23 protein-coding genes are annotated in these 23172 nt (G+C 70.6%); 2 read left to right on the top strand and 21 right to left on the bottom strand.

The genetic code is table 11. The features are described 5' to 3' along the window. Positions 1-75: 75 nt before the first annotated feature. A complete protein-coding gene (locus ACWDAS_RS06700) occupies positions 76-1287 on the top strand; it encodes a sensor histidine kinase (RefSeq protein ID WP_450387748.1) in 1212 nt (403 codons plus the stop codon). Next, positions 1245-1940 (top strand): response regulator, encoded by a 696-nt coding sequence (locus ACWDAS_RS06705; RefSeq protein WP_450387749.1) that lies wholly within the window; start codon positions 1245-1247, stop codon positions 1938-1940. Before ACWDAS_RS06700 ends, ACWDAS_RS06705 begins: the two co-directional genes overlap by 43 nt. 78 nt (positions 1941-2018) lie before the next feature. Here the strand turns inward: ACWDAS_RS06705 and ACWDAS_RS06710 are convergent, their stop codons facing one another. The 21 genes from ACWDAS_RS06710 to thrC all read right to left on the bottom strand — a co-directional run bounded on the left by ACWDAS_RS06710 (position 2019) and on the right by thrC (position 23168). Then, positions 2019-2465 carry a DUF2550 domain-containing protein gene (locus ACWDAS_RS06710; RefSeq protein WP_450387750.1) on the bottom strand — a complete coding sequence of 149 codons (447 nt, stop codon included), beginning with the start codon at positions 2463-2465 and terminating at the stop codon, positions 2019-2021. 99 nt (positions 2466-2564) lie between these two features. After that, positions 2565-2945 carry a F0F1 ATP synthase subunit epsilon gene (locus ACWDAS_RS06715; RefSeq protein WP_450387925.1) on the bottom strand — a complete coding sequence of 127 codons (381 nt, stop codon included), beginning with the start codon at positions 2943-2945 and terminating at the stop codon, positions 2565-2567. Between the two features lie 123 nt (positions 2946-3068). Then, complete coding sequence (atpD, locus tag ACWDAS_RS06720; protein ID WP_450387751.1) at positions 3069-4511, bottom strand: F0F1 ATP synthase subunit beta; 1443 nt, start codon at positions 4509-4511, stop codon at positions 3069-3071. A 2-nt stretch (positions 4512-4513) separates the two neighbouring features. Beyond that, positions 4514-5431 carry a F0F1 ATP synthase subunit gamma gene (locus ACWDAS_RS06725; RefSeq protein ID WP_450387752.1) on the bottom strand — a complete coding sequence of 306 codons (918 nt, stop codon included), beginning with the start codon at positions 5429-5431 and terminating at the stop codon, positions 4514-4516. A gap of 2 nt (positions 5432-5433) precedes the next feature. Further along, positions 5434-7005 (bottom strand): F0F1 ATP synthase subunit alpha, encoded by a 1572-nt coding sequence (gene atpA / locus ACWDAS_RS06730; protein ID WP_450387753.1) that lies wholly within the window; start codon positions 7003-7005, stop codon positions 5434-5436. An 89-nt stretch (positions 7006-7094) separates the two neighbouring features. After that, positions 7095-7910 (bottom strand): F0F1 ATP synthase subunit delta, encoded by an 816-nt coding sequence (locus tag ACWDAS_RS06735; protein ID WP_450387754.1) that lies wholly within the window; start codon positions 7908-7910, stop codon positions 7095-7097. Continuing rightward, the gene (locus ACWDAS_RS06740; RefSeq protein ID WP_450387755.1) at positions 7907-8452 is read right to left on the bottom strand and encodes a F0F1 ATP synthase subunit B; all 546 of its coding nucleotides are present in this window, start codon (positions 8450-8452) and stop codon (positions 7907-7909) included. Before ACWDAS_RS06740 ends, ACWDAS_RS06735 begins: the two co-directional genes overlap by 4 nt. A gap of 44 nt (positions 8453-8496) precedes the next feature. Further along, positions 8497-8739, bottom strand: coding sequence for an ATP synthase F0 subunit C (gene atpE, locus ACWDAS_RS06745; RefSeq protein ID WP_018563527.1), 243 nt, complete (start codon positions 8737-8739; stop codon positions 8497-8499). 77 nt (positions 8740-8816) lie between these two features. Next, entirely contained in the window at positions 8817-9647 is an 831-nt protein-coding gene (gene atpB / locus ACWDAS_RS06750) for a F0F1 ATP synthase subunit A (RefSeq protein WP_450387926.1), read from the bottom strand. Between the two features lie 210 nt (positions 9648-9857). Continuing rightward, positions 9858-10271 (bottom strand): hypothetical protein, encoded by a 414-nt coding sequence (locus ACWDAS_RS06755; protein WP_450387756.1) that lies wholly within the window; start codon positions 10269-10271, stop codon positions 9858-9860. 255 nt (positions 10272-10526) lie between these two features. Then, the gene (locus ACWDAS_RS06760; RefSeq protein ID WP_450387757.1) at positions 10527-11834 is read right to left on the bottom strand and encodes an MraY family glycosyltransferase; all 1308 of its coding nucleotides are present in this window, start codon (positions 11832-11834) and stop codon (positions 10527-10529) included. A 118-nt stretch (positions 11835-11952) separates the two neighbouring features. Continuing rightward, positions 11953-13254: a serine hydroxymethyltransferase gene (locus ACWDAS_RS06765; protein ID WP_450387758.1), complete on the bottom strand. Its 1302-nt coding sequence runs from the start codon at positions 13252-13254 to the stop codon at positions 11953-11955. A 180-nt stretch (positions 13255-13434) separates the two neighbouring features. Beyond that, positions 13435-14067: an arsenate reductase/protein-tyrosine-phosphatase family protein gene (locus ACWDAS_RS06770; RefSeq protein ID WP_450387759.1), complete on the bottom strand. Its 633-nt coding sequence runs from the start codon at positions 14065-14067 to the stop codon at positions 13435-13437. Continuing rightward, entirely contained in the window at positions 14064-14711 is a 648-nt protein-coding gene (locus tag ACWDAS_RS06775; RefSeq protein WP_450387760.1) for an L-threonylcarbamoyladenylate synthase, read from the bottom strand. The genes ACWDAS_RS06770 and ACWDAS_RS06775 overlap by 4 nt, the downstream gene beginning before the upstream one ends. A gap of 31 nt (positions 14712-14742) precedes the next feature. After that, the gene (prmC, locus tag ACWDAS_RS06780) at positions 14743-15588 is read right to left on the bottom strand and encodes a peptide chain release factor N(5)-glutamine methyltransferase (protein ID WP_450387761.1); all 846 of its coding nucleotides are present in this window, start codon (positions 15586-15588) and stop codon (positions 14743-14745) included. A gap of 16 nt (positions 15589-15604) precedes the next feature. Then, positions 15605-16684 carry a peptide chain release factor 1 gene (gene prfA, locus ACWDAS_RS06785; protein WP_450387762.1) on the bottom strand — a complete coding sequence of 360 codons (1080 nt, stop codon included), beginning with the start codon at positions 16682-16684 and terminating at the stop codon, positions 15605-15607. Between the two features lie 115 nt (positions 16685-16799). Continuing rightward, positions 16800-17024 carry a 50S ribosomal protein L31 gene (gene rpmE / locus ACWDAS_RS06790; RefSeq protein ID WP_361800986.1) on the bottom strand — a complete coding sequence of 75 codons (225 nt, stop codon included), beginning with the start codon at positions 17022-17024 and terminating at the stop codon, positions 16800-16802. A 123-nt stretch (positions 17025-17147) separates the two neighbouring features. After that, on the bottom strand, positions 17148-18275 hold the full coding sequence (locus tag ACWDAS_RS06795; protein WP_450387763.1) for an LCP family protein: 1128 nt from the start codon (positions 18273-18275) through the stop codon (positions 17148-17150). A gap of 265 nt (positions 18276-18540) precedes the next feature. Beyond that, positions 18541-20487 carry a transcription termination factor Rho gene (gene rho, locus ACWDAS_RS06800; RefSeq protein WP_450387764.1) on the bottom strand — a complete coding sequence of 649 codons (1947 nt, stop codon included), beginning with the start codon at positions 20485-20487 and terminating at the stop codon, positions 18541-18543. A 397-nt stretch (positions 20488-20884) separates the two neighbouring features. After that, positions 20885-21808, bottom strand: coding sequence for a homoserine kinase (gene thrB / locus ACWDAS_RS06805; protein WP_450387765.1), 924 nt, complete (start codon positions 21806-21808; stop codon positions 20885-20887). Positions 21809-22079: 271 nt separating this feature from the next. Continuing rightward, entirely contained in the window at positions 22080-23168 is a 1089-nt protein-coding gene (gene thrC, locus ACWDAS_RS06810) for a threonine synthase (protein WP_450387766.1), read from the bottom strand. Positions 23169-23172 lie beyond the last annotated feature (4 nt).

Consider the following 23172-nt stretch of genomic DNA (forward strand, 5'->3'; position numbering starts at 1 on the left):
GCATCCTTCGGCGTACGCGACGGGTCCGACCACCGGCCGACGCGCCCCGTCCGCGCCGCGTGCTGGGATGGGCCCATGACGACCACCGCCGGCCGGCGTCCGCACCGCGACGACGTGCTGATCGCCGTGTCGGGGCTCGCGGGCGGCCTCGCGATGTGGGCGTTCGGGCTGTACACCCACTCGGGGAACCGCCCGGCGGGCGACCACCGCTGGCTGCCGCTGCTCCCGCTCGTGATCATGGCCGGATGTGAACTGCTGCGGCGGTCCGCGCCCCGCCTCGCGATCGTCGTCGGCACGCTCACCTTCTGCGCGGACTTCGTGATCGGTTCGCTGCTGGTGACCGTGCTGATGTTCACCGACCTCGTGTACGCCGCCGTCCTGTACGGGCCGAAGCGGCTGACCCGGGTCGTGCCGGTCGCCGGCGTGCTCACCACGGCCGCGGTCACCGCCACCGCCCTGGCCCTGCGGCCGGTCGCCGAGTCCCTGCTGATCGGTGTGATCGGTGCCCTGGTCTCGGTGGCCCCCGCCTGGACGGGCGTGGTCGTGCGCCGGCACCGGGACGAGGCCGCACTCGAACGGCTGCGGGCGGAGCAGACGGCGCTCCTCGCCGAACTGGACCGCCGGGAGGCGGTGGGCCGCGAGCGGGCCCGGATGGCCCGCGAACTGCACGACATGGTTGCGGGACACCTGTCAGCGATCGCCATCCACTCCACCGCCGCGCTGTCCCTGGACCGCCACGAGGGCCCCGCCCGCCAGGCGCTGGAGGTGATCCGGGAGAACAGCGTGGACGGCCTGTCCGAGATGCGCCGGCTGATCGGGCTCCTGCGCGACTCGGCGGGCGAGGACGGCGAGCCGGCCCCCGTCCCGCGGCTGGCGGGCCTGGACGCGCTGCTGGTGCAGATGCGCGCGGCGGCACCGCACTCGGCCTTCGTCCTGCGCGACAGGCGGCCGGAGGACGCCGCCCCGCTGCCCGCGCCGGTGGAGCTGGCGGCCTACCGGATCGTTCAGGAGTCCCTGACCAACGCCCTCAAGCACGCGTCCCCGGGCGAGGTGCCCGTCCTGCTGGAGCAGGACGCCCGGGCGCTGACGGTCACCGTGGCATCCCCCTGGGCGCACGGTGCGGGCGGCGCCGGGACCCGGCCCGACAGCCCACGGGCCCCCGGCTCGGGCAGCGGTCTGATCGGGATGCGGGAACGCGCCGAACTGCTCGGCGGGACCTTCGAGGCGGGCCGGGAGGGGACGACATGGAGGGTACGGGCGGTGCTGCCCATGGAGGGGAACGCGTGATCCGGGTGGTCGTCGCCGAGGACCAGTCCGCGGTACGGGCGGGGCTGGTGCTGATCCTGGGCTCGGTGCCCGACATCGAGGTGGTCGGTGAGGCCGCCGACGGGGAGGCCGCGGTCCGCGCCGCCCGCGAGCTGCGCCCCGACGTGATCCTCATGGACCTCCAGATGCCCCGGCGGGACGGGGTCTCCGCGACCCGCGAGATCGTCGCGGAGCAGCTGGCCGACATGCTCGTCCTCACCACCTTCGACCTGGACGAGTACGTCTTCGGGGCGCTGCGCGCGGGCGCCGCCGGCTTCCTGCTGAAGGACACCGAGGCGGACCGGCTGATCGAGGGGGTGCGGCTGGTGGCCCGCGGCGAGGGGATGATCGCGCCCGCGGTGACGCGCCGGCTGATCGGGGAGTTCGCCCGCCCGAGTCCGGCGCCGCGTGCCGGGGCCGATCACGCCGCGCTGGAGGGGCTGACCCCACGGGAGCGGGAGGTGCTGGTCTGCGTGGGCGAGGGGCTGTCCAACGCGGAGATCGCCGCGCGGCTGGAGATGGCGGAGGCGACGGCGAAGACGCACGTCAGCCGCATGCTGGCCAAGCTGGAGCTGCGCAGCCGGGTGCAGGCCGCGGTGCTCGCGAAGGAATTGGGACTGTCGGCACGCTCGTAGGGCCGACACGCACGGCCCGAACCGGGCGACGCGGACTCCGTCCGGGGGGACCCCCACCAGCGGGGGCACTTGGTCTTCTCAGGCCACGTTCACCCGCTGGCCGGGCGGGGCCGCCTCCAGCCAGGCGAGGAATCCCGTGAGGGCGTCGTCGCTCATGGCGAGTTCCAGGCGTACGCCGCGGTGCTCGCAGACCAGGACCACCGCGTCGGACAGGAGCGCCAGCTCCTCCTGGCCCTCCGGGAGACGGCGGTGCAGCACCTCGATGGCGGAGCGTTCCAGCACCCGCCGCGGTCGGGGCGCGTAGGAGAAGACCCGGAACCACTCGATCCGGTCACCGCTGTAGCGTGCCACGCCGTACGCCCAGCCCTTGCCGGAGGGTTCGCCGGTGCCGGTGGGCGGCATCCGCAGGCTGCAGTCGAACGTGCCGCCGGGCCGCTGGATCAGCCGGCGCCGCAGTCCGAAGACGAAAAGCCCCAGCAGCGCCACCGCCACAAGGGCCCCGCACACCTGAAAAGCGAGGATCACGCCCACCGACCTCCTCGCTCCATGTCACGAATAGGGATACTGCAGCCGCGGGACGCCCGCACGGACCTCCCGCGGCTCATGGCCCACTGGGCCGGGTACTCAGCGCGAACCGCTGGTGGCCGCGATCAGCCGGACCTCCGCGCGCCGCTCACCGGCGGCGTCGGCGTCGGCCTTGGCGCGCTCCAGAGCCCGCTCCGCACGCTGGACGTCGATCTCGTCGGCGAGCTCGGCGATCTCCGCGAGGACCGACAGCTTGTTGTCCGCGAAGGAGATGAAGCCGCCGTGCACCGCCGCGACGACGGTGCCGCCGTCGCTGGTGCGGATCGTCACCGGACCGGACTGGAGCACGCCCAGCAGCGGCTCGTGGTTCGGCATGACGCCGATGTCGCCGGACTCGGTGCGTGCGACGACAAGTGTGGCCTCGCCGGACCAGACACTGCGGTCCGCTGCGACCAGCTCGACGTGCAGCTCAGCCAAGATGGCTCCTCGGGTCGGCACCCACCGCCGTCCGGCGGGTGCATAAAACAAAGGATAACGGGGGTGCGGCAAGGGGGCGGACACAGGGTCCGCCCCCTGCCACGGTGAGCCGTCAGGCTACGGGCGTCAGCTGACGCCGAGCTCGCGGGCGTTGCGCTCGAGGTCCTCGATGCCACCGCACATGAAGAACGCCTGCTCAGGGAAGTGGTCGTACTTACCGTCGGCGATGGCGTTGAAGGCGGCGATCGACTCGTCCAGCGGGACGTCGGAGCCGTCGATACCGGTGAACTGCTTCGCCGCGTGGGTGTTCTGCGACAGGAAGCGCTCGATACGGCGGGCGCGGTGGACGGTGAGCTTGTCCTCCTCGCCCAGCTCGTCGATACCGAGGATCGCGATGATGTCCTGGAGGTCCTTGTACTTCTGCAGGATCCCCTTGACGCGCATGGCGCACTCGTAGTGGTCCGCCGCGATGTAGCGGGGGTCCAGGATGCGGGACGTCGAGTCCAGCGGGTCCACCGCCGGGTAGATGCCCTTCTCCGAGATCGGACGGGACAGAACCGTCGTCGCGTCCAGGTGGGCGAAGGTGGTCGCCGGCGCCGGGTCGGTCAGGTCGTCCGCGGGGACGTAGATCGCCTGCATCGAGGTGATCGAGTGACCACGGGTCGAGGTGATGCGCTCCTGGAGGAGGCCCATCTCGTCCGCGAGGTTCGGCTGGTAACCCACCGCGGAGGGCATGCGGCCGAGCAGCGTGGAGACCTCGGAACCGGCCTGGGTGAAGCGGAAGATGTTGTCGATGAAGAACAGCACGTCCTGCTTCTGCACATCGCGGAAGTACTCCGCCATGGTCAGACCGGCCAGGGCGACGCGCAGACGGGTGCCCGGGGGCTCGTCCATCTGGCCGAAGACCAGGGCGGTCTTGTCCAGAACGCCGGACTCCTCCATCTCCTGGATCAGGTCGTTGCCCTCACGGGTGCGCTCGCCGACGCCGGCGAACACGGAAACGCCCTCGTGCAGCTTGGCCACACGCATGATCATTTCCTGGATGAGGACGGTCTTGCCGACACCGGCGCCACCGAACAGACCGATCTTGCCGCCCTTGACGTACGGGGTCAGCAGGTCGACGACCTTCAGGCCGGTCTCGAACATCTCCGTCTTGGACTCGAGGTCCTCGAACTTCGGCGCCCTGCGGTGGATCGCCCAGCGCTCGCCGACGTTGGCGTTCTCCTCGGGGACGTTCAGCACCTCACCGAGGGTGTTGAACACCTTGCCCTTGGTGAAGTCGCCGACCGGAACGGTGATGCCGTCGCCGGTGTCGACGACCGGGGCCTGGCGGACCAGGCCGTCGGTGGGCTGCATGGAGATGGCGCGGACCAGGCCGTCGCCCAGGTGCTGGGCGACCTCGAGGGTCAGCGTCTTCTTCTTGCCGGCCTCGGCCGGGTCGGAGACCTCGACGGTGAGGGCGTTGTAGATCTCCGGCATCGCGTCGACGGGGAACTCCACGTCGACGACCGGGCCGATGACCCGGGCGACGCGGCCCGTGGCAGCGGCCGTCTCAACAGTGGTGGTCATGATTAGTCACTCCCCGCAGACGCGTCGGCCAGGGCGCTGGAGCCACCGACGATCTCGCTGATTTCCTGGGTGATTTCGGCCTGGCGGGCCTGGTTGGCAAGCCGCGTGAGCGTCTTGATGAGCTCCTCGGCGTTGTCGGTCGCCGACTTCATCGCGCGGCGGCGGGCGGCGTGCTCGGAAGCGGCACCCTGCAGCAGCGCGTTGTAGATCCGGCTCTCGACGTACCGCGGCAGCAGTGCGTCCAGGACGCCCTCAGCCGACGGCTCGAAGTCGTACAGGGGGAGGATCTCCCCCTCCTTGCGGGCCTCGCCACCGGTGGCGTCGGCGAGGGAGAGCGGCAGCAGCCGCTTCTCCACCGGCGCCTGCGTCAGCATCGACACGAACTCCGTGAAGATGATGTGCAGCTCGTCCACGCCGCCCTCGGCGGTGTCCCGGAGGACCGCCTCGATCAGCGGGTCGGCGACCGACTTGGCGTCCGCGTAGGTCGGCTTGTCGGTGAACCCGGTCCACGAGTCCGCGATCGGGCGCTCACGGAAGCCGTAGTACGCCACGCCCTTGCGGCCGACGATGTAGTGCACGACCTCCTTGCCCTCCGAGCGCAGCCGCTCGGTGAGCTGGTCGGCGGCCTTGATCGCGTTGGACGAGTAGCCGCCGGCCAGACCGCGGTCGCTCGTGATGAGCAGCACCGCGGCGCGGGTCGGGTTCTCGGCCTCCGTGGTCAGCGGGTGGTTCGTGTTGGAACCGGTCGCGACCGCGGCCACCGCGCGGGTGAGCTCATCGGCGTACGGGGACGAGGCGTGGACCTGGCGCTGGGCCTTGACGATCCGGGACGCGGAGATCATCTCCATCGCCTTCGTGATCTTCTTGGTCGCGGTGACGGACTTGATGCGGCGCTTGTATACCCGAAGCTGGGCGCCCATGCTCAGCCCTCACCCAGCAGCTTGCCGTCCGAGGTCTCGAACTGCTTCTTGAACTCCGCGACCGCGTCGGTCAGGGCCTCGATGGTGTCGTCGCCGAGCTTGCCGGTCTCGGCGATGCTCAGCAGCAGGTCCTTCTTCTCGCGGCGGAGGTAGTCCAGCAGCTCGCGCTCGAAGCGGCGGATGTCCTCGACGGGCACGTCGTCCAGCTTGCCGGTGGTGCCGGCCCAGATGGAGACGACCTGGTCCTCGATCGGGAACGGCGCGTACTGGCCCTGCTTCAGCAGCTCGACCATGCGCTTGCCGCGCTCCAGCTGCGCCTTGGAGGCCGCGTCCAGGTCGGAACCGAAGGCGGCGAACGCCTCCAGCTCGCGGTACTGGGCGAGGTCCACGCGCAGACGGCCGGCGACCGACTTCATGGCCTTGATCTGCGCCGAGCCACCGACTCGGGAGACCGAGATACCGACGTTCAGCGCCGGGCGCTGGCCCGCGTTGAACAGGTCGGACTCCAGGAAGCACTGGCCGTCGGTGATGGAGATGACGTTGGTCGGGATGAACGCCGAGACGTCGTTGGCCTTGGTCTCGACGACCGGCAGACCGGTCATCGAGCCGGCGCCCAGCTCGTCGGAGAGCTTCGCGCAGCGCTCCAGCAGGCGGGAGTGCAGGTAGAAGACGTCACCCGGGTAGGCCTCACGGCCCGGCGGGCGGCGCAGCAGCAGGGAGACGGCGCGGTAGGCGTCGGCCTGCTTGGACAGGTCGTCGAAGACGATCAGGACGTGCTTGCCCTGGTACATCCAGTGCTGGCCGATGGCCGAGCCGGTGTACGGGGCGAGGTACTTGAAGCCGGCCGGGTCGGACGCCGGGGCCGCCACGATCGTGGTGTACTCCAGGGCGCCGGCCTCCTCCAGCGAGGCGCGCACGCCCGCGATGGTGGAGCCCTTCTGGCCGACGGCGACGTAGATGCAGCGGACCTGCTTCTTCGGGTCGCCGGAACGCCAGTTGTCGCGCTGGTTGATGATCGTGTCGATCGCCAGGGCGGTCTTGCCGGTCTGGCGGTCGCCGATGATCAGCTGACGCTGACCGCGGCCGATCGGGGTCATCGCGTCGACGGCCTTGAGGCCGGTCTGCATCGGCTCGTGCACGGACTTACGGGCCATGACGCCGGGAGCCTGGAGCTCCAGGGCGCGGCGGCCGTCGGTCTCGATCTCGCCGAGGCCGTCGATCGGGTTGCCGAGCGGGTCGACGACGCGACCCAGGTATCCCTCGCCGACGGCGACCGAGAGCACCTCGCCGGTGCGCTGCACCGACTGGCCCTCCTCGATGCCGCTGAACTCGCCGAGGATGATCGCACCGATCTCGCGCTCCTCGAGGTTGAGGGCGAGACCGAGGGTGCCGTCCTCGAACTTCAGCAGCTCGTTCGCCATGGCCGAGGGCAGACCCTCGACCTTGGCGATGCCGTCGCCGGCCAGGCTGACCGTTCCGACCTCCTCGCGCGAGGCCGCGTCCGGCTTGTACGACTGGACGAAGTTCTCCAGCGCGTCCCGGATCTCCTCCGGCCGGATCGTGAGCTCCGCCATCTGGGTTCCCTGCTCTCCTTGTTGGGCCCGAAGTATTCGCTACGGCCCAACTCGGGCCGCTGATACTGCTCTTTGAGTTGGTGGCTGGTTCAGCCGGCCATCCGCCGGCTCGCCTCTGCGAGGCGGTCCGCGATGGTCCCGTCGATGACCTCGTCGCCGACCCGAACCGTGATGCCGCCGAGGACCGCGGGGTCCACGTCGAGGTTCAGGTGCACCTGCCGGCCGTAGATCGTGGCCAGCGCGGCGCCGAGGCGCTGCTTCTGCCGGTCGCTCAGCGGTACCGCCGAGACCACGACCGCAACCGTGCGGTTACGGCGCGTCGCCGCCAGCTTGGACAGGGCGTCGATCCCTGCCTCCAGGCTACGGCCTCGCGGGTGCGTCACCAGACGGACCGCGATCCGCTCGGTGACCGGGTCGACCCGGCCGCCCAGCAGCGAGTGCAGCAGGGCCGCCTTGGCCCGGGCACCCGCGGCGCGGTCGGTGAGCGCCGCCCGCAGCTCGCTGCTGCCGGAGACGATCCGGCCGAAGCGGAACAGCTCGTCCTCGACGTCGTCGAGGTGGTCGGCACGCTCCGCGGCGATCAGGTCGGCGCCGTAGGACAGCTCCTCCAGCGCGTCGGTCAGATCACGCGGCTGCGACCAGCGGCTGCGGACCATGCCCGCGACCAGGTCGAGCGTCTCCTCGCCGACCTGTCCGCCGAGGACCGCCCGGACGAGGCCGGACTTGGCCTCACCCTGCTGCGCCGGGTCGGTCAGGGCCCGGCGCAGCGAACGCTCGCGGTCGAGCAGCCCCGTGACGGCGGCCAGCTCCTCGGCGAGCTTCGCCGCGTCGACGGACGTGTTGTCCGCCAGTGCGTCGAGACGCTCGCGCGCGGCGGCCAGTGCCTCGCGGCTCGCTCCGTTCATCGCGCGGCCTCGGCCTTCTCCTCGAGCTCGTCGAGGAAGCGGTCGATGACACGGCTCTGCCGGGCGACGTCCTCGAGGGACTCACCGACGATCTTGCCGGACAGGTCGACAGCGATCTTGCCGACGTCCTGGCGCAGGGCCTGCGCGGCGGACCGGCGGTCGGCCTCGATCTGGGCGTGACCGGCGGCGATGATCTCCTCGCGCTGCCGCTGGCCTTCCGCACGCATCTCGGCGATGAGCGCGGCGCCCTGCTCCTGCGCCTCCTGGCGCAGACGCGCGGCCTCGTGGCGGGCCTCGGCGAGCGACTGCTTGTACTCCTCGAGGGTCCGCTGAGCCTCGGCCTGTGCGGCCTCGGCCTTCTCCATGCCGCCCTCGATGGCCTCGCGACGCTCCTCCAGAACCTTGTTGATGTTCGGGAGCAGCTTCTTGGCGAGGAAGAAGAAGACGATGGCGAAGGCGATGAGACCGATGACGAGCTCTGGAACCGGCGGGATGAGCGGGTTCTCCGGCTGCTCGGCCGCCAGCTGTGCCAGGGCGTTCACATCAGTGCCTTCCGTCGAAAGGGGTTGGTCTCGTCAGCCCGGAGTCAGGAGGTCGGGTAGACGAACGGCATGACCAGACCGATCAGGGCGAGCGCCTCACAGAAGGCGAAGCCGAGGATCTGGTTGGCACGGATCAGACCGGCGGCCTCGGGCTGGCGGGCGAGGGCCTGCGTACCGTTGCCGAAGATGATGCCGATGCCGACGCCGGGGCCGATGGCCGCGAGGCCGTAGCCGATGGAGCCCAGGTTGCCGAGGATCTGGGTAGCGGCGAGGTTCACAGCGGACATGCTGTTTCTTCCTTCTCTTTCACGGACCGGTGGGGGTTGGCCACCGGACAATCGGGGGCTGAGCGTTGCGTGGGCGCTCAGTGGTGCTCGGCGAGCGCGCCCTGCACGTAGGAGCAGGCCAGCAGGACGAAGACGTACGCCTGGACGGCCTGGATGAAGAGCTCGAAGGCGGTCATGACGATGACCATCACGAACGAGACACCGGCATAGGCGATGCCGATCCCGTTGAGCAGGTACCAGCTGGCGATGGTGAACAGCAGCAGCAGGACGTGACCCGCGAACATGTTGGCGAAGAGTCGCACCGCGTGGGTGAACGGCCGGACGATCACGTTGGAGAGGAACTCCAGGCCGACGACCATCGGCAGGACCGCGCCGAGGTTCTTGTCGTAGCCGGTGATGTTCTTCCAGCCGCCGACGAAGCCGTGCTTCTTGAAGGTCAGCGACATCCACGTGATGTAGACGATCGCGGCGAGCGCGGCCGGGTAGCTGATGATCGCCGTCACGGGGAACTGGGCGATCGGGATGATCGACCACAGGTTCATGATCCAGACGAAGAAGAACAGCGAGACCATGAACGGCACGTACTTCTCGCCGTCGCGCTTGCCGATCGTCTCGTAGACGATGCCGCGGCGCACGAAGTCGTAGCCGGCCTCGGCGACCATCTGCAGCTTGCCGGGGACGATCTTCGGCTTGGCGAAGGCGACCCAGAAGAAGCCGACGATCACGATGCTGCCGAGGAGCGCCAGCAGCATCGTCTTGTTGAAGTAGACGCTGCTGTCCGCGTCGCCGATCAGCGGCTTGAAGAGGAAGGAGTGCAGGCCGGGGGCCGGGAAGCCGCACCCGTCGAAGATGTGGCAGTTCGTCTCGAAGGCGAGCGTCGTTACATCACTCACCGAGAGCTCCTTCAGCGTGGCGCATGGGTACGGCAACCTCTACGTGTCGGCGCGGCACTCGGCCACGGAACGGCACTGGACTGGTCTTACGGATGTGGGGGCGGCGGGTGGGCGCTGAGCCGAAGGGCTGTTGCGAAGGCATGACTGCCACCCGCGCCAGCTCTGCCGCAGTTGAGACCGGACGATAGCAAACGAGCGGAAGTTCGCTCGCACCGGCCCCGCTGTTCACGGTGAAGTTCCGGCGGATCCGGGCTCCACGTACAGCATCTTGGTCTTCATATGAGCACGGGCCTGGGCGGCGATCCACACCAGGGTCGTGCCGAGCAGGGTGAAGGCGAACACCTGGGTGTCGAACAGAGTCGTGTGCTTGAACACCGCGAGCACGATGGCGAGCAGCAGCAACTGCACGGTGTAGAGCATCAGCCCCATCGCCTGGAACAGCGTGGGATAGGAACGGGCGGTGCGCTGAAGCACCGTCAGACCGATTCCCATGAACGCGATCACCACCACCGCGCCGAAGGCCGCGCCGATCGCGCCCTTGCCACCCGCGAGTGCCGTGGCGACAGCGACCGCGATCACCCCCGCGGCAGCGGCGGGCACGGCGCAGTTCAGGAGCGTTCGGACGTCGTTGGACTGCATGGCGGCAGCTCCTCCGGCGAGGTTGGAAGTACAGGGGTCGTCGAGGACGAGCGTAGCCCGGCGGCGGGAACACGCCTCACGCCGGAAGACCATCGCACTAGGGTCTTTCGGCTTGATTCCGGGTTCTCGTGAACGGTATCACAATCTATTTGATGAGGTCTTTACCCGGTTCGTGTGTGACCTGTCACACGCGAGGAGTACAACCCGCGACGTCTGACTGACGGCGGGGCACGGCTGTGCTATCGGGTGCCCGCCCTACGGCCGGCTGCCCGTACCCCTTCCGGCGTCCACCAGGGACCGTGCGCTGAGCGCCGTCGCGCCGTTGACGCCGGGGGCCTCCCCCGCGGCGATCGTGGCCTGTGCGGCCGCCTGCGCCGCGGCGTGCGCCTCGATCCGGGTACGGCGGTACCTCGGCGGCACGAACGCCTCCGCCCAGCGCGGGGCCCGCGGCCTGAAGCGCGGCATGAGCAGGGCGATCAGCCCCATCGCGCTCAGCATGACGATGCCCAGCACGATCCACAGGCTGGAGGAGTTCACCGAGAAGGCGACCGCGCCGAAGGAGATCAGCGCGGACCAGAAGTACATGATCCACACGGCCCGGCTGTGCGAGTGGCCGATGTCCAGCAGTCGGTGGTGCAGGTGCCCGCGGTCGGCCGCGAACGGCGACTGGCCGTTCCACGTGCGGCGCACGATGGCCAGCACCAGGTCGGCCGCCGGGATCGCGATGAGCGTCATCGGCAGCAGCAGCGGCATGTAGACCGGCACCATGAAGTGCGTGGTGTCACGGGTCGAGCCGGTGAGGTTGGTGATGGCGTCGGGGTCGGTCTGGCCGGTGATGGAGATCGCGCCGGAGGCCAGCACCAGGCCGATCAGCATCGAGCCCGAGTCCCCCATGAAGATCCGCGCGGGGTGCAGGTTGTGCGGCAGGAAGCCCAGGCACATCCCGATGAGGATGGCGCTGAACAGCGTCGCCGGGGCGGCGGCCTCGATGCCGTAGCCGTACCAGATGCGGTACGCGTACATGAAGAACGCGATCGCGGCGATGCACACCATTCCGGACGCCAGTCCGTCGAGTCCGTCGACGAAGTTGACCGCGTTGATCGTGATCACGACCAGGGCCACGGTCAGCAGGGTCGACTGCACGGGGGTGAGCGAGACGATGCCCTTGCCCGGGATCGGCAGCCACAGCACGGTGAGTCCCTGGAGCACCATCACGCCGGCCGCGATCATCTGCGCGCCCAGCTTGATCAGGGCGTCCACGCCCCACTTGTCGTCCAGCACGCCCAGCAGCCAGATCAGCCCGGCGCCGGACAGCAGCGCCCGTGGTTCGTTGGACAGCTCGAAGACGCTCTTGAGGTTCGTCAGATGGGCCGCCACCAGCAGGCCCGCGCACAGACCGCCGAACATGGCGATGCCGCCGAGGCGGGGCGTGGGTTCACGGTGGACGTCACGATCGCGGATCTCGGGCATGGCGCCTGCCGCGATGGCGAACTTCCGCACCGGCCCCGTGAGGAGGTAGGTCACGGCGGCCGCCACGCACAGGGTCAAGAGGTACTCGCGCACGGGCACACCCTATTCGCGTCCGGGTGGCTGCTGTAAACACAGACAGAGACTCACAGCGGGTACCCAGGGTTGCACACGCCACTCCCGGGGCCGCTCCGGGCCCCCTGTGAACCGCGTCTCAGTCCGGGTACGGAGGGAATCCCTCCACGAGTTCCGCGACCTCGTTGGCCAGCCCGCGCTCCTCCCGCAGCGCCCGCACGATCAAGCCCGCGACCTGCGACATCTGCTCCTCGCGCATGCCCTGGGTGGTCACCGACGCGGTGCCCAGGCGGATGCCGGAGCCGGCCGCGCACGGCTCCGTGTCGTACGGGAGCGTGTACTTGTCCAGCACGATCCCGGCGGCCGCGCACAGTCCGCGGGCGCGCATCCCGGTGACCCCGAGGGCCGACACGTCGGCGGCGATCAGATGCGTGTCCGTGCCGCCGGTGGCGATGCGCAGGCCCTGCGCGGCCAGCGCGTCGGCCAGGGCGCGGGCGTTGGCGACCACCTGGTGGGCGTACAGCGCGAACTCCGGGCGCGCCGCCTCGGCGAAGGCCGCCGCCTTCGCGGCGACGGCGTGCATGTGGGGGCCGCCCTGTGAGAACGGGAACACCGCCCGGTCGATGCGCTGGGCCAGGTCCGCCCCGCACAGGATCAGCCCGCCGCGCGGACCGCGCAGCGTCTTGTGCGTGGTGGCGCAGACCACGTCCGCGTAGGGCACCGGATTGGGCGCGGCACCGCCGGCGACCAGGCCGAGCGTGTGCGCGGCGTCCACGATCAGATACGCGCCGACGTCGTCCGCGATCTCCCGGAAGGCGGCGTAGTCGATGTGCCGCGGGTAGGCGATGCCGCCGCAGACGATCGCCTTCGGGCGGTGCTGGTGGGCGAGGACGCGCAGCCGCTCGTAGTCGATCAGGCCGCCCTCCTCGAAGGTCTCGCCCCGCGTCACCCCGTAGCCGGCGATGTGGAACCAGCGGCCGGAGAAGTTCGACTCGGATCCGTGGGTGAGGTGGCCGCCGTGGGCCAGCGACATCGCCAGGATGGTGTCTCCCGGGACCAGGAGGGCCGCGTAGGCGGCCAGCACGGCCGAGGAGCCGGAGTAGGGCTGCACGTTCGCGTGCGCGGCTCCGAACAGCCGCATGGCCCTTTCCACGGCCAGCCGCTCGGCCAGGTCCACCAGCTCGCACCCGGCGTGGTGGCGGTGACCGGGGTAGCCCTCGGCGTACTTGTTGGCGAGCGGAGAACCGAGCGCCGTCAGGACGGCGGGGGACGTGAAGTTCTCCCCCGCGATCAACTGCAGGCACGAGGCCTGCCGCTGGGCCTCCCCGAGGAGGATGTCGGCCAGCTCGGGATCATGGGCGCGCAGCATGTCGAGGCCGGCGCTTCCGGCCGGGAGCGTGGGCGTGAGTATGTGGGGTGAAGACGCTTCCGCGGTGGGCATGGCGGCGCTCCCGGGGGCGGCTGGGCAGGGACTCACCTGCCACTGTTGCACCCTTGTGGACATTTCGCGCCGCGTTGTGCTCCACCGGGGGTCGGGATTTCGCCGGGGCCGCGCCGCTCCGCCGGGGCGCCCGCCCGGACCGCCCCGGCCCACCGTGGCGAAACCTTTCCGCCCGGCGGGTCAGGCGGTGGGCGCCGGCACCCCGGTGAGCGCGGTCAGAACGGGGTCCAGCGCGTCGTGGATCTCCTCGCCGATGGAGCGGAAGAAGGTCAGCGGGGCGCCGTACGGGTCGTACACCTCGTCCGCGTCGGCCGTGGGGGCCAGCAGCCACCCGCGCAGCGCCGCGGCGGCGCGCACCAGGGACCGCGCGCGCTCGGTCACGCTGCCCTCCGGCAGGGTCGCCGGGTCTATGGCCTTCACCAGCCGGGTGAACTCCTTGAGCGTGAAGGTGCGCAGGCCCGCCGCGTGCCCCATGGAGATCACCTGGGCGCGGTGGTCGCGGGTCGCGGTGAGCACGAGATCGGCGTCGATCACATGGTCGTCGAGGAGTTCGCGCCCCAGGAAGCCGGTGGGGTCGGCGGCGTACTCGGCGAGCACCGTCGCGGCGTGCGCCTCCATCGGCGCGCCCTCGTGCCCCCAGGTGCCGGCGCTCTCGACGATGATCCCCGCGGCGCCGTCGCCCAGCCGCAGCGTCAGCTCATGCCGGGTCAGCCGCTCGGCGATCGGCGAGCGGCAGACGTTGCCGGTGCAGACGTGGAGGATGCGGAACGGACGCTCGCCGTGATCCCACTGCCCGGGTATGGGCGGTGTCAATTGCCGACCTCCAGGTCGGGTACGACCTCGCGGAGCTGCTCCGCGCTGATCGCGCCCGCCCGCAGCAGCACGGGCACCTTGCCGGTGACGTCCACGATGGAGGACGGCACGGCCGCGGGCGTCGGGCCGCCGTCGAGGTAGACCGCGACGGAGTCCCCGAGCATCTCCTGCGCCGCGTCGCAGTCCTGCGGCGACGGGTGACCGGTGAGGTTGGCGCTGGAGACGGCCATCGGGCCGGTCTCGGTCAGCAGCTCGATGGCGACCGGGTGCAGCGGCATGCGCACGGCGACGGTGCCACGGGTGTCCCCCAGGTCCCACTGGAGGGACGGCTGGTGGCGGGCGACGAGGGTGAGGGCGCCCGGCCAGAAGGCGTCGACCAGCTCCCAGGCCTGCTCGGTGAAGTCGGTGACCAGGCCGTGCAGGGTGTTCGGGGAGCCGACGAGGACGGGCGAGGGCATGTTGCGGCCCCGGCCCTTGGCCTCCAGCAGGTCGCCGACGGCCTCGGTGTTGAAGGCGTCCGCGCCGATGCCGTAGACGGTGTCGGTGGGCAGCACCACGAGTTCGCCGCGGCGTACGGCGGACGCGGCCTCGCGCAGTCCGGCAACCCGGTCCGTCGCGTCCGAGCAGTCGTAACGCCGTGCCATCAGCAGACCTCCATGACGTGCGGCGCCGTGGTCACGGCGTCGCCTTGCGGGCAGTGGTGAACCGGGGACGGTTGTTGAGATCGGGGTGGTCGGCGGCATCCGCCCAGCCGGCCTCCTCGGTGAAGATCCAGGGCACCTGGCCGCCCTGGGTGTCGGCGTGCTCGATGACGACGACCCCGCCGGGCCGCAGCAGCCGGTGCGCGGTGCGCTCGATGCCGCGGATGGTGTCCAGGCCGTCCTCACCCGAGAACAACGCCATTTCGGGATCGTGGTCGCGGGCCTCCGGCGCCACGTGCTCCCATTCGGTGAGCGGGATGTACGGCGGGTTGGAGATCACCAGGTCCACCTGGCCGTTGAGGTCCTGGAAGGCCTCCAGGGCGTCTCCCTGCCGCAGGTCGACCTTGCTGCCCTGGACGTTCTTGCGGGCCCAGACCAGCGCCTCGTCGGACAGCTCCACGGCGTGCACGCGGCTGCGCGGCACCTCCTGCGCCAGGGCGAGCGCGATGGCGCCCGATCCCGTGCACAGGTCGACGATGAGCGGCTCGGCGACGTCCATGGCGCGCACGGCGTCTATGGCCCACCCGACGACCGACTCGGTCTCCGGGCGCGGCACGAAGACCCCGGGGCCCACCTGGAGCTCCAGGTAGCGGAAGAACGCACGGCCCGTGATGTGCTGCAGCGGCTCGCGGGCCTCACGGCGGGCCACGGCCTCCCAGTAGCGCGCGTCGAAGTCGGCGTCGGCGACGGTGTGCAGCGCGCCTCGCTTCACCCCGTGCACGTACGCCGCGAGCTCCTCGGCGTCGAACCGCGGCGAGGGCACACCGGCGTCGGCCAGCCGCTGGGTCGCCTGGGCGACCTCGGCGAGCAGCAGGTTCACGTTCTCCGCCTCCGGTTCAGCTTCCGTCGCCCGCGGCGGCCAGCTTGGCCGCCGAGTCGGCGTCGACGCAGGCCTGGATCACCGCGTCCAGTTCGCCGTCGAGGACCTGGTCCAAGTTGTACGCCTTGAAGCCGACGCGGTGGTCGGAGATGCGGTTCTCCGGGAAGTTGTACGTACGGATGCGCTCGCTGCGGTCCACGGTGCGCACCTGGCTGCGGCGGGCGTCGGAGGCCTCGCGCTCCGCCTCCTCCTGCGCGGCGGCCAGCAGCCGGGAGCGCAGGATGCGCATCGCCTGCTCCTTGTTCTGCAGCTGGCTCTTCTCGTTCTGGCAGGAGACGACGATGCCGGTGGGCAGGTGGGTGATGCGGACCGCGGAGTCGGTGGTGTTGACCGACTGGCCGCCGGGGCCGGAGGAGCGGTACACGTCGATCCGCAGGTCGTTGGCGTTGACCTCGACCTCGACCTCCTCGGCCTCCGGGGTGACCAGCACGCCGGCGGCGGAGGTGTGGATGCGGCCCTGCGACTCGGTGGCCGGCACGCGCTGGACGCGGTGCACGCCGCCCTCGTACTTCAGCCGGGCCCAGACGCCCTGGCCGGGCTCAGGGGTGCCCTTCATCTTCACCGCGACCTGGACGTCCTTGTAGCCGCCGAGGTCGGAGGCGTTGGCGTCGATGATCTCGGTCTTCCAGCCCAGGCGCTCGGCGTAGCGCAGGTACATGCGCAGCAGGTCGCCCGCGAAGAGCGCGGACTCCTCACCGCCCTCGCCCGCCTTGACCTCGAGGATCACGTCCTTGTCGTCGCTGGGGTCGCGCGGGACGAGCAGCAGCCGGAGCTTGTCGGTGAGCTCCTCGCGCTGCTTGTCCAGGTCCTTCACCTCGGCGGCGAAGTCGGGGTCGTCGGCCGCGAGTTCACGGGCGGTCTCGATGTCGTCGCCGGTCTGCTTCCATGCGCGGTACGTGCCGATGATGGGGGTCAGCTCGGCATAGCGCTTGTTCAGCTTGCGCGCGTTGGCCTGGTCGGCGAAGACCGCCGGGTCGGCAAGCTTCTTCTCGAGGTCGGCGTACTCGCCGATCAGTTCCTCGACCGCCTCGAACATCAGGATCCCTGCTCGCTAAAAGGGGTGAACGCCGGTGAACCAGCCTGGGACGACAAAACGCCGGTCCGGCCGCCGGAGGATATCCGGGCAGCCGTGGACCGGCGCTTTCGGGTCGCTACTTCTTGGCGGACCCGGCCGCCTTGCCGAAGCGGGCCTCGAAGCGGGCCACGCGGCCACCGGTGTCGAGGATCTTCTGCTTGCCCGTGTAGAACGGGTGGCACGCCGAGCAGACGTCGGCGCGGATGACGCCGCCGGCAACGGTGCTACGAGTGGTGAACGAGGCGCCGCAGGTGCAGCTGACCTGGGTCTCCACGTACTCCGGGTGGATGTCGCGCTTCAAGGGGGTCTCCTATTGTTCGGGAGGGTCCCGGGTCGTGCTGCGGGTTTGCGTCACGTGAACCGGGGCCGACGTACCAGTCTGCCAGCACTGGCCGTGTCTGCCCAAACCGGGGGCCGGGGCGTTCTATTCCGGGGGCTTCCCCAGAGCCTGGGAGGAGCTCCTGACGACACCGTTCGTGTCGACCTCGTCACCGGCCGAGCCCTTCGTGGCCGACCTGGGGATCGCCTTGTCGGCCCGCAGCGCGGCCCAGACCTGGTCCGCCTTGTCCCTGAGGGGCAGGACGCGATTGGGGTCCGCGGGGTCGTAGACGACCGGCATGGTGACCATGCTGATGTCCTTGGAGCCCAGTCCCTTCAGGCTCTCCCCCAGGCCGACCAGCTTCTTGACGGAGGCCAGCTCCGAGTCGGTGGTGATGGCGCCCGTCGCGGTGTCGGCGATCTCGTACAGCCGGGTCGGCGAGCTCAGCAGCCCGATGCTGTTCACCCGGTCCACCAGGGCCCGCAGGAAGGCCTGCTGCAGCCTTATCCGGCCGAGGTCGCTGCCGTCCCCCACCCCGTGCCGGGTGCGGACCAGGCCCAGGGCCTGCTTGCCGTCCAGGTGGTGTGTGCCGGCCGGCAGGTGCAGGTGGCTGCGGTTGTCGCTGATGGCCTGGCTGGTGGTGACGGTGACCCCGCCCAGGGCGTCGATGAGGTGCTGGAAGCCGGAGAAGTCGACCTCGATGTAGTGGTCCATGCGGATTCCGGTCATCGACTCGACGGTCTTGACCGTGCAGGCCGGGCCGCCGACCGAGTACGCCTCGTTGAACATCTCGTTGTGCGCGGGCGGGGCCGTGCCGCCGCGCGGCTGGGCGCAGGAGGGCCGGTCGACCAGGGTGTCGCGGGGGATGCTGACCACGCTCGCCCGGTGGTGCCCCTGGTAGACGTGGACGACCATCGCGGTGTCGGAGCGCGCCGTTCCGTCGTCCTTGCCGCCCCCGGCCTTCTTGTTGCTGCCCGACCGCGAATCGGAGCCGAGGACGAGGATGTCCATCGAGCCGTTGTCGACGTCGGCGGGGCGGTCCCGCCCGAGGAGGGCGTTGATGTCGATGCCCCTGATGTTGCCGTTGAGCTTGAGGTAGAGGCATCCGACGGCGGCGGTGGTCAGCAGCAGGAACGTCGCCACGACCCAGGCGGTCATCCGCAGGGCCCGGCGGCGCGGGCTCCGTCGGCGTCGTCGGGCGGCTCGGCGTCCGTCGTCCGCGTGGTCGGCCATCGGCTCCTCGGTCCTCGTCGGCTCTCATGGTCGGGATACCCCGTCCCGCGCCTGATCAGGCACGGGACGGGTCCGCACACGAGCAATGACAGCGGGTCGAGAGCCGCCCCGCCTCGGGACGCGCCGGGACCCGCCGCAGGTGAGCCATCCGGTCGGCGGCCCGGACGGGGTCGCCGCGCCGCCTCCGGCCGATCGCACGGCAGAGGGCCGGTCCCGTCACCGAGGTGACGGGACCGGCCCTCTGCGCCGTACGGACGCCGGAGCGTCAGTCGTTGTTGCCACCCGGGGTGGTCTTGGCGATCTGCATCAGGAACTCGGCGTTCGACTTGGTCTGCTTCATCTTGTCCAGCAGCAGTTCGATCGCCTGCTGCGAGTCGAGCGCGTGCAGCACCCGGCGCAGCTTCCAGACGATGTTCAGCTCGTCGGGGGCGAGCAGGATCTCCTCCTTGCGGGTACCGGACGGGTCGACGTCGACCGCCGGGAAGATCCGCTTGTCCGCGAGCTTCCGGTCGAGCTTGAGCTCCATGTTGCCGGTGCCCTTGAACTCCTCGAAGATCACCTCGTCCATGCGCGAGCCGGTCTCGACCAGCGCGGTGGCCAGGATGGTCAGCGAGCCGCCGTCCTCGATGTTGCGCGCGGCACCGAAGAAGCGCTTCGGCGGGTACAGCGCGGTCGAGTCGACACCACCGGACAGGATGCGGCCGGAGGCGGGCGCCGCGAGGTTGTACGCGCGGCCCAGACGGGTGATGGAGTCCAGCAGGACGACGACGTCGTGGCCCAGCTCCACCAGTCGCTTGGCGCGCTCGATGGCGAGCTCGGCGACGGTGGTGTGGTCCTCGGCCGGGCGGTCGAAGGTCGAGGAGATGACCTCGCCCTTGACCGACCGCTGCATGTCGGTGACCTCTTCCGGACGCTCGTCGACGAGGACGACCATCAGGTGGCACTCGGGGTTGTTGCGGGTGATCGCGTTGGCGATGGCCTGCATGATGATCGTCTTACCGGTCTTCGGCGGGGCCACGATCAGGCCTCGCTGGCCCTTTCCGATCGGGGCGACCAGGTCGATGATCCGGGTGATCAGCTGGCCGGGCTCGTTCTCCAGCCGCAGCCGCTCCTGCGGGTACAGCGGGGTGAGCTTGCCGAACTCCGGACGGCCGCGGCCGCTCTCCGGGGCCATGCCGTTGACGGAGTCCAGGCGCACCAGCGCGTTGAACTTCTCGCGGCGCTCGCCGTCCTTGGGCTGGCGGACGGCGCCGGTGACGTGGTCACCCTTGCGCAGGCCGTTCTTGCGGACCTGGGCGAGCGACACGTACACGTCGTTCGGGCCGGGCAGGTAGCCGGAGGTCCGGATGAACGCGTAGTTGTCGAGGATGTCGAGGATGCCCGCGACCGGGATCAGCACGTCGTCGTCGGCGACCTGCGGCTCGCCCGCGAAGTCGTCGCGGCGGTTGCCACGGCCACCGCGGCGGTCGCGGTAACGGCCGCGGCGCCGGCGGCCTCCGCCGTCACCGTCGTCGTAGCCGTCGTCCTGGGCGCCGCCGCCCTGCTGCTGGCCCTGCTGCTGGCCCTGGCCGCCCTGCTGCTGACGCTGCTGGCCGCCGTCCTCGCCGCCCTTGCGGCGGTCGCGCTGACGGTCGCGCTGACGGTCGCGACGGCTCTCGCGGTCGCGGCGGTCGTCGCCGCCCCTGGCGTCGCCGGTTCTGCCCTCGGCGGTGTCCACGGCGGCCTCGGCGCGGCCCTCGGACCGGCCTTCGGCGGGCTGCTCGGCCTTGGCGGGCTCCGCCTTGGCCTTGGCCGCGGGGGCGGCCTTCTCGCCGGCCGGCTGGCCGGGGATCTCGATCTGCTTCGGCTGCTGCTCGGCGCCCTGGGTCCCGGACTCGGCGGATTCACCCGTACGGGTACGCGAGGTGGCGCGGCGCTTCGGCTTCTCGGCGGCGGGCGCGCCCTCGGTGGCGGTGGCCTTGGCGCCGCCGCCGGCCTGCGCGGCCTTGATGGTCTCGATGAGCTGGCTCTTGCGCATCCGCGCGGTGCCCTTGATGCCGAGACCGGAGGCGAGCTGCTGCAGCTCGGCCAGGACCATGCCCTCAAGACCGGTACCCGCGCGGCGGCGCCGCGCGGCGGGGGCAGTGGCAGCACCGGTGGCAGGCGCGGCAGCATCGGACGCGGCGACAGGGCTGTCTGCGCGTACGCCCATCAGATCGGTGGTGTCGCTCACGAAGGGTCCTTCCCTGGAGCGGACGTCGGCCTGTCTGGCTCGGCGACCGGTTGTGCTGTCCGGATCCGGTCCTTATCACTTGCGCCGGACCCGGGGCGGTGGTCCGCCTGGTGGCGGAAGAAATGATGTGGAACAAAAAACACAGTTACCGGCGAGGTGAGAGTTCACTCTCGGGTGAAATGTCACCCGCGCCGTCTCCGGAGCGTGCTCGGCACTGCTCAGGCAAGCTGCCTATGCGGTGTGGGAGGCTCCCGGAAGAATGGGCGGTCCCGATGCGGGACACAGAGCACCGGGACAACAGGTACAGCAGGCGGGTGCCTGAGTCCACGGGTGCAGCAATGAGATTAACACTACCGGATCCAACAAACATTCCCCCTCTCTACGACCGGCAATCGTGTCACTGCCCTACTGCGAGCGGCAGCACGCTCGCCCCCGCCGCGTCGAGGGACAGACGGTTCGCCGCCCACCCCTCTCCCGCCAGCTGGGAGACCTTGTCGGCGGTGTCCTCGTCGGCCAGCGCCAGCACCGTGGGCCCCGCACCCGAGATGACAGCAGGGACGCCCTCGGCGCGCAGTCGGTTCACCAGTGCCACGCTCTCCGGCATCGCGGGCGCCCGGTAGTCCTGGTGCAGCCGGTCCTCGGTGGCGGGAAGCAGCAGGTCGGGGCGCCTGGTGAGGGCCTCGACGAGAAGCGCGGCACGTCCCGCGTTGACCGCGGCGTCCACATGCGGGACGCTGCGCGGCAGCAGTCCCCGGGCGGTCTCGGTCAGCACCGGCTTGCCGGGGACGAAGACCACCGGAACGACCGACTCGGAGGGGTCCATCCGGACCGCGTGGGCGGCCCCGCCCTCGGTCCAGGCCAGGGTGAAGCCGCCGAGCAGACAGGCGGCGACGTTGTCCGGATGGCCCTCGATCTCGTTGGCGAGCTCCAGCAGCGCCGCGTCGTCCAGCTTCTCCTGGCCGCCTATCGTCACCGCGCGGGCGGCCATGATGCCCGCGCAGATGGCGGCGGAGGAGGAGCCCAGGCCGCGGCCGTGCGGGATGCGGTTGGCGCACACCACCTCCAGGCCGCGCGGCTGACCGCCGAGCAGGTCGAAGGCGGTCCGCAGGGCGCGTACGACCAGGTGGTTCTCGTCGCGGGAGAGCGAGTCGGCGCCTTCGCCTGCGATGTCGACGTGCAGACCGGAGTCGGCCACCCGGACCACGACGTCGTCGTAGAGTCCGAGCGCCAGGCCGAAGGCGTCGAAGCCCGGTCCGAGATTGGCGCTGGTCGCGGGGACGCGCACTCGGACGGCGGCGGCACGGAAGGCGGGTCCGGCCATCGTTCGATGACTCTCCTTGTTTCAAGGGCGTTTCTGCCTCGCGATGCCGCGGCATCGTTGCCGTACGGCGGCGAGGACTTGGGGGACCGTACCAAGGGGATCCCGCGAGGAGGATGCCAATGGCATGGGCCAGAACGGCGTGCGGCGGCGCCGGTGTGAGGTCAGCCTATCGAAGGAAGGTTCTCCTGCGACATAGGGCGCACGGACAGCGCTTGATGCGTGTCGCGTGCGAATCCGTGCGCCCCTGTTGTCCTGCGGGGGTCGGGCGGGGTCAGAGCAGCCCGAGCTTGTCCGCGGCGGCGTCCGCGTCCACCGGAACGGTGATGGGCTGCGGCGCGCCGGCCACCGCCCAATCGGGGTCCTTCAGGCCGTTGCCGGTGACGGTGCAGACGATCCGCTGGCCCGGGTCGACCTTGCCCTCCTCGGCGGCCTTCAGCAGGCCGGCGACGCTCGCGGCGGAGGCCGGCTCGACGAAGACGCCCTCCCGCGCGGCGAGCAGCCGGTACGCCACCAGGATCTGACGATCCGTCACCGAGTCGATCAGGCCGCCGGATTCGTCCCTGGCCTCCTCGGCGAACTGCCAGGACGCCGGGTTGCCGATCCGGATCGCGGTGGCGATCGTCTGCGGCTGGCGCACCGGGTGGCCCAGCACGATCGGCGCGGCGCCGGAGGCCTGGAAGCCCCACATGCGCGGATTGCGGCTGGACACGCCGTCCCCGGAGTATTCGCGGTAGCCCTTCCAGTACGCGGTGATATTGCCCGCGTTGCCCACCGGCAGCACATGGATGTCCGGCGCGTCGCCGAGCGCGTCCACGATCTCGAAGGCCGCGGTCTTCTGGCCCTCGATACGGACCGGGTTGACCGAATTGACCAGCGCCACCGGGTACTTGTCGGACAGGCCGCGGGCGAGGTCCAGGCAGTCGTCGAAGTTGCCGTCCACCTGCAGGATGCGCGCGCCGTGCACCAGCGCCTGGCCCATCTTGCCCAGCGCGATCTTGCCCTGCGGCACCAGGACGGCGCACACCATCCCCGCCCGCACCGCGTAGGCGGCGGCCGAGGCCGATGTGTTGCCGGTGGAGGCGCAGATGACCGCCTGTGCGCCCTCCTCCTTGGCCTTGGAGATCGCCATGGTCATACCGCGGTCCTTGAAGGAGCCGGTGGGGTTGGCGCCCTCGACCTTGAGGTAGACGTCGCAGCCCGTGCGCTCGGACAGCACCTGGGCGGGGACCAGCGGAGTGCCGCCCTCCAGCAGCGTGACCACGGGGGTCGCCGCGCTGACCGGGAGCCGCTCCCGGTACTCCTCGATGAGGCCGCGCCACTGGTGGGTGGCGGGCATTCGTCCGGTAGAGACTGCGTTCATCGCT

This window comes from Streptomyces sp. NPDC001070 (assembly GCF_053598835.1).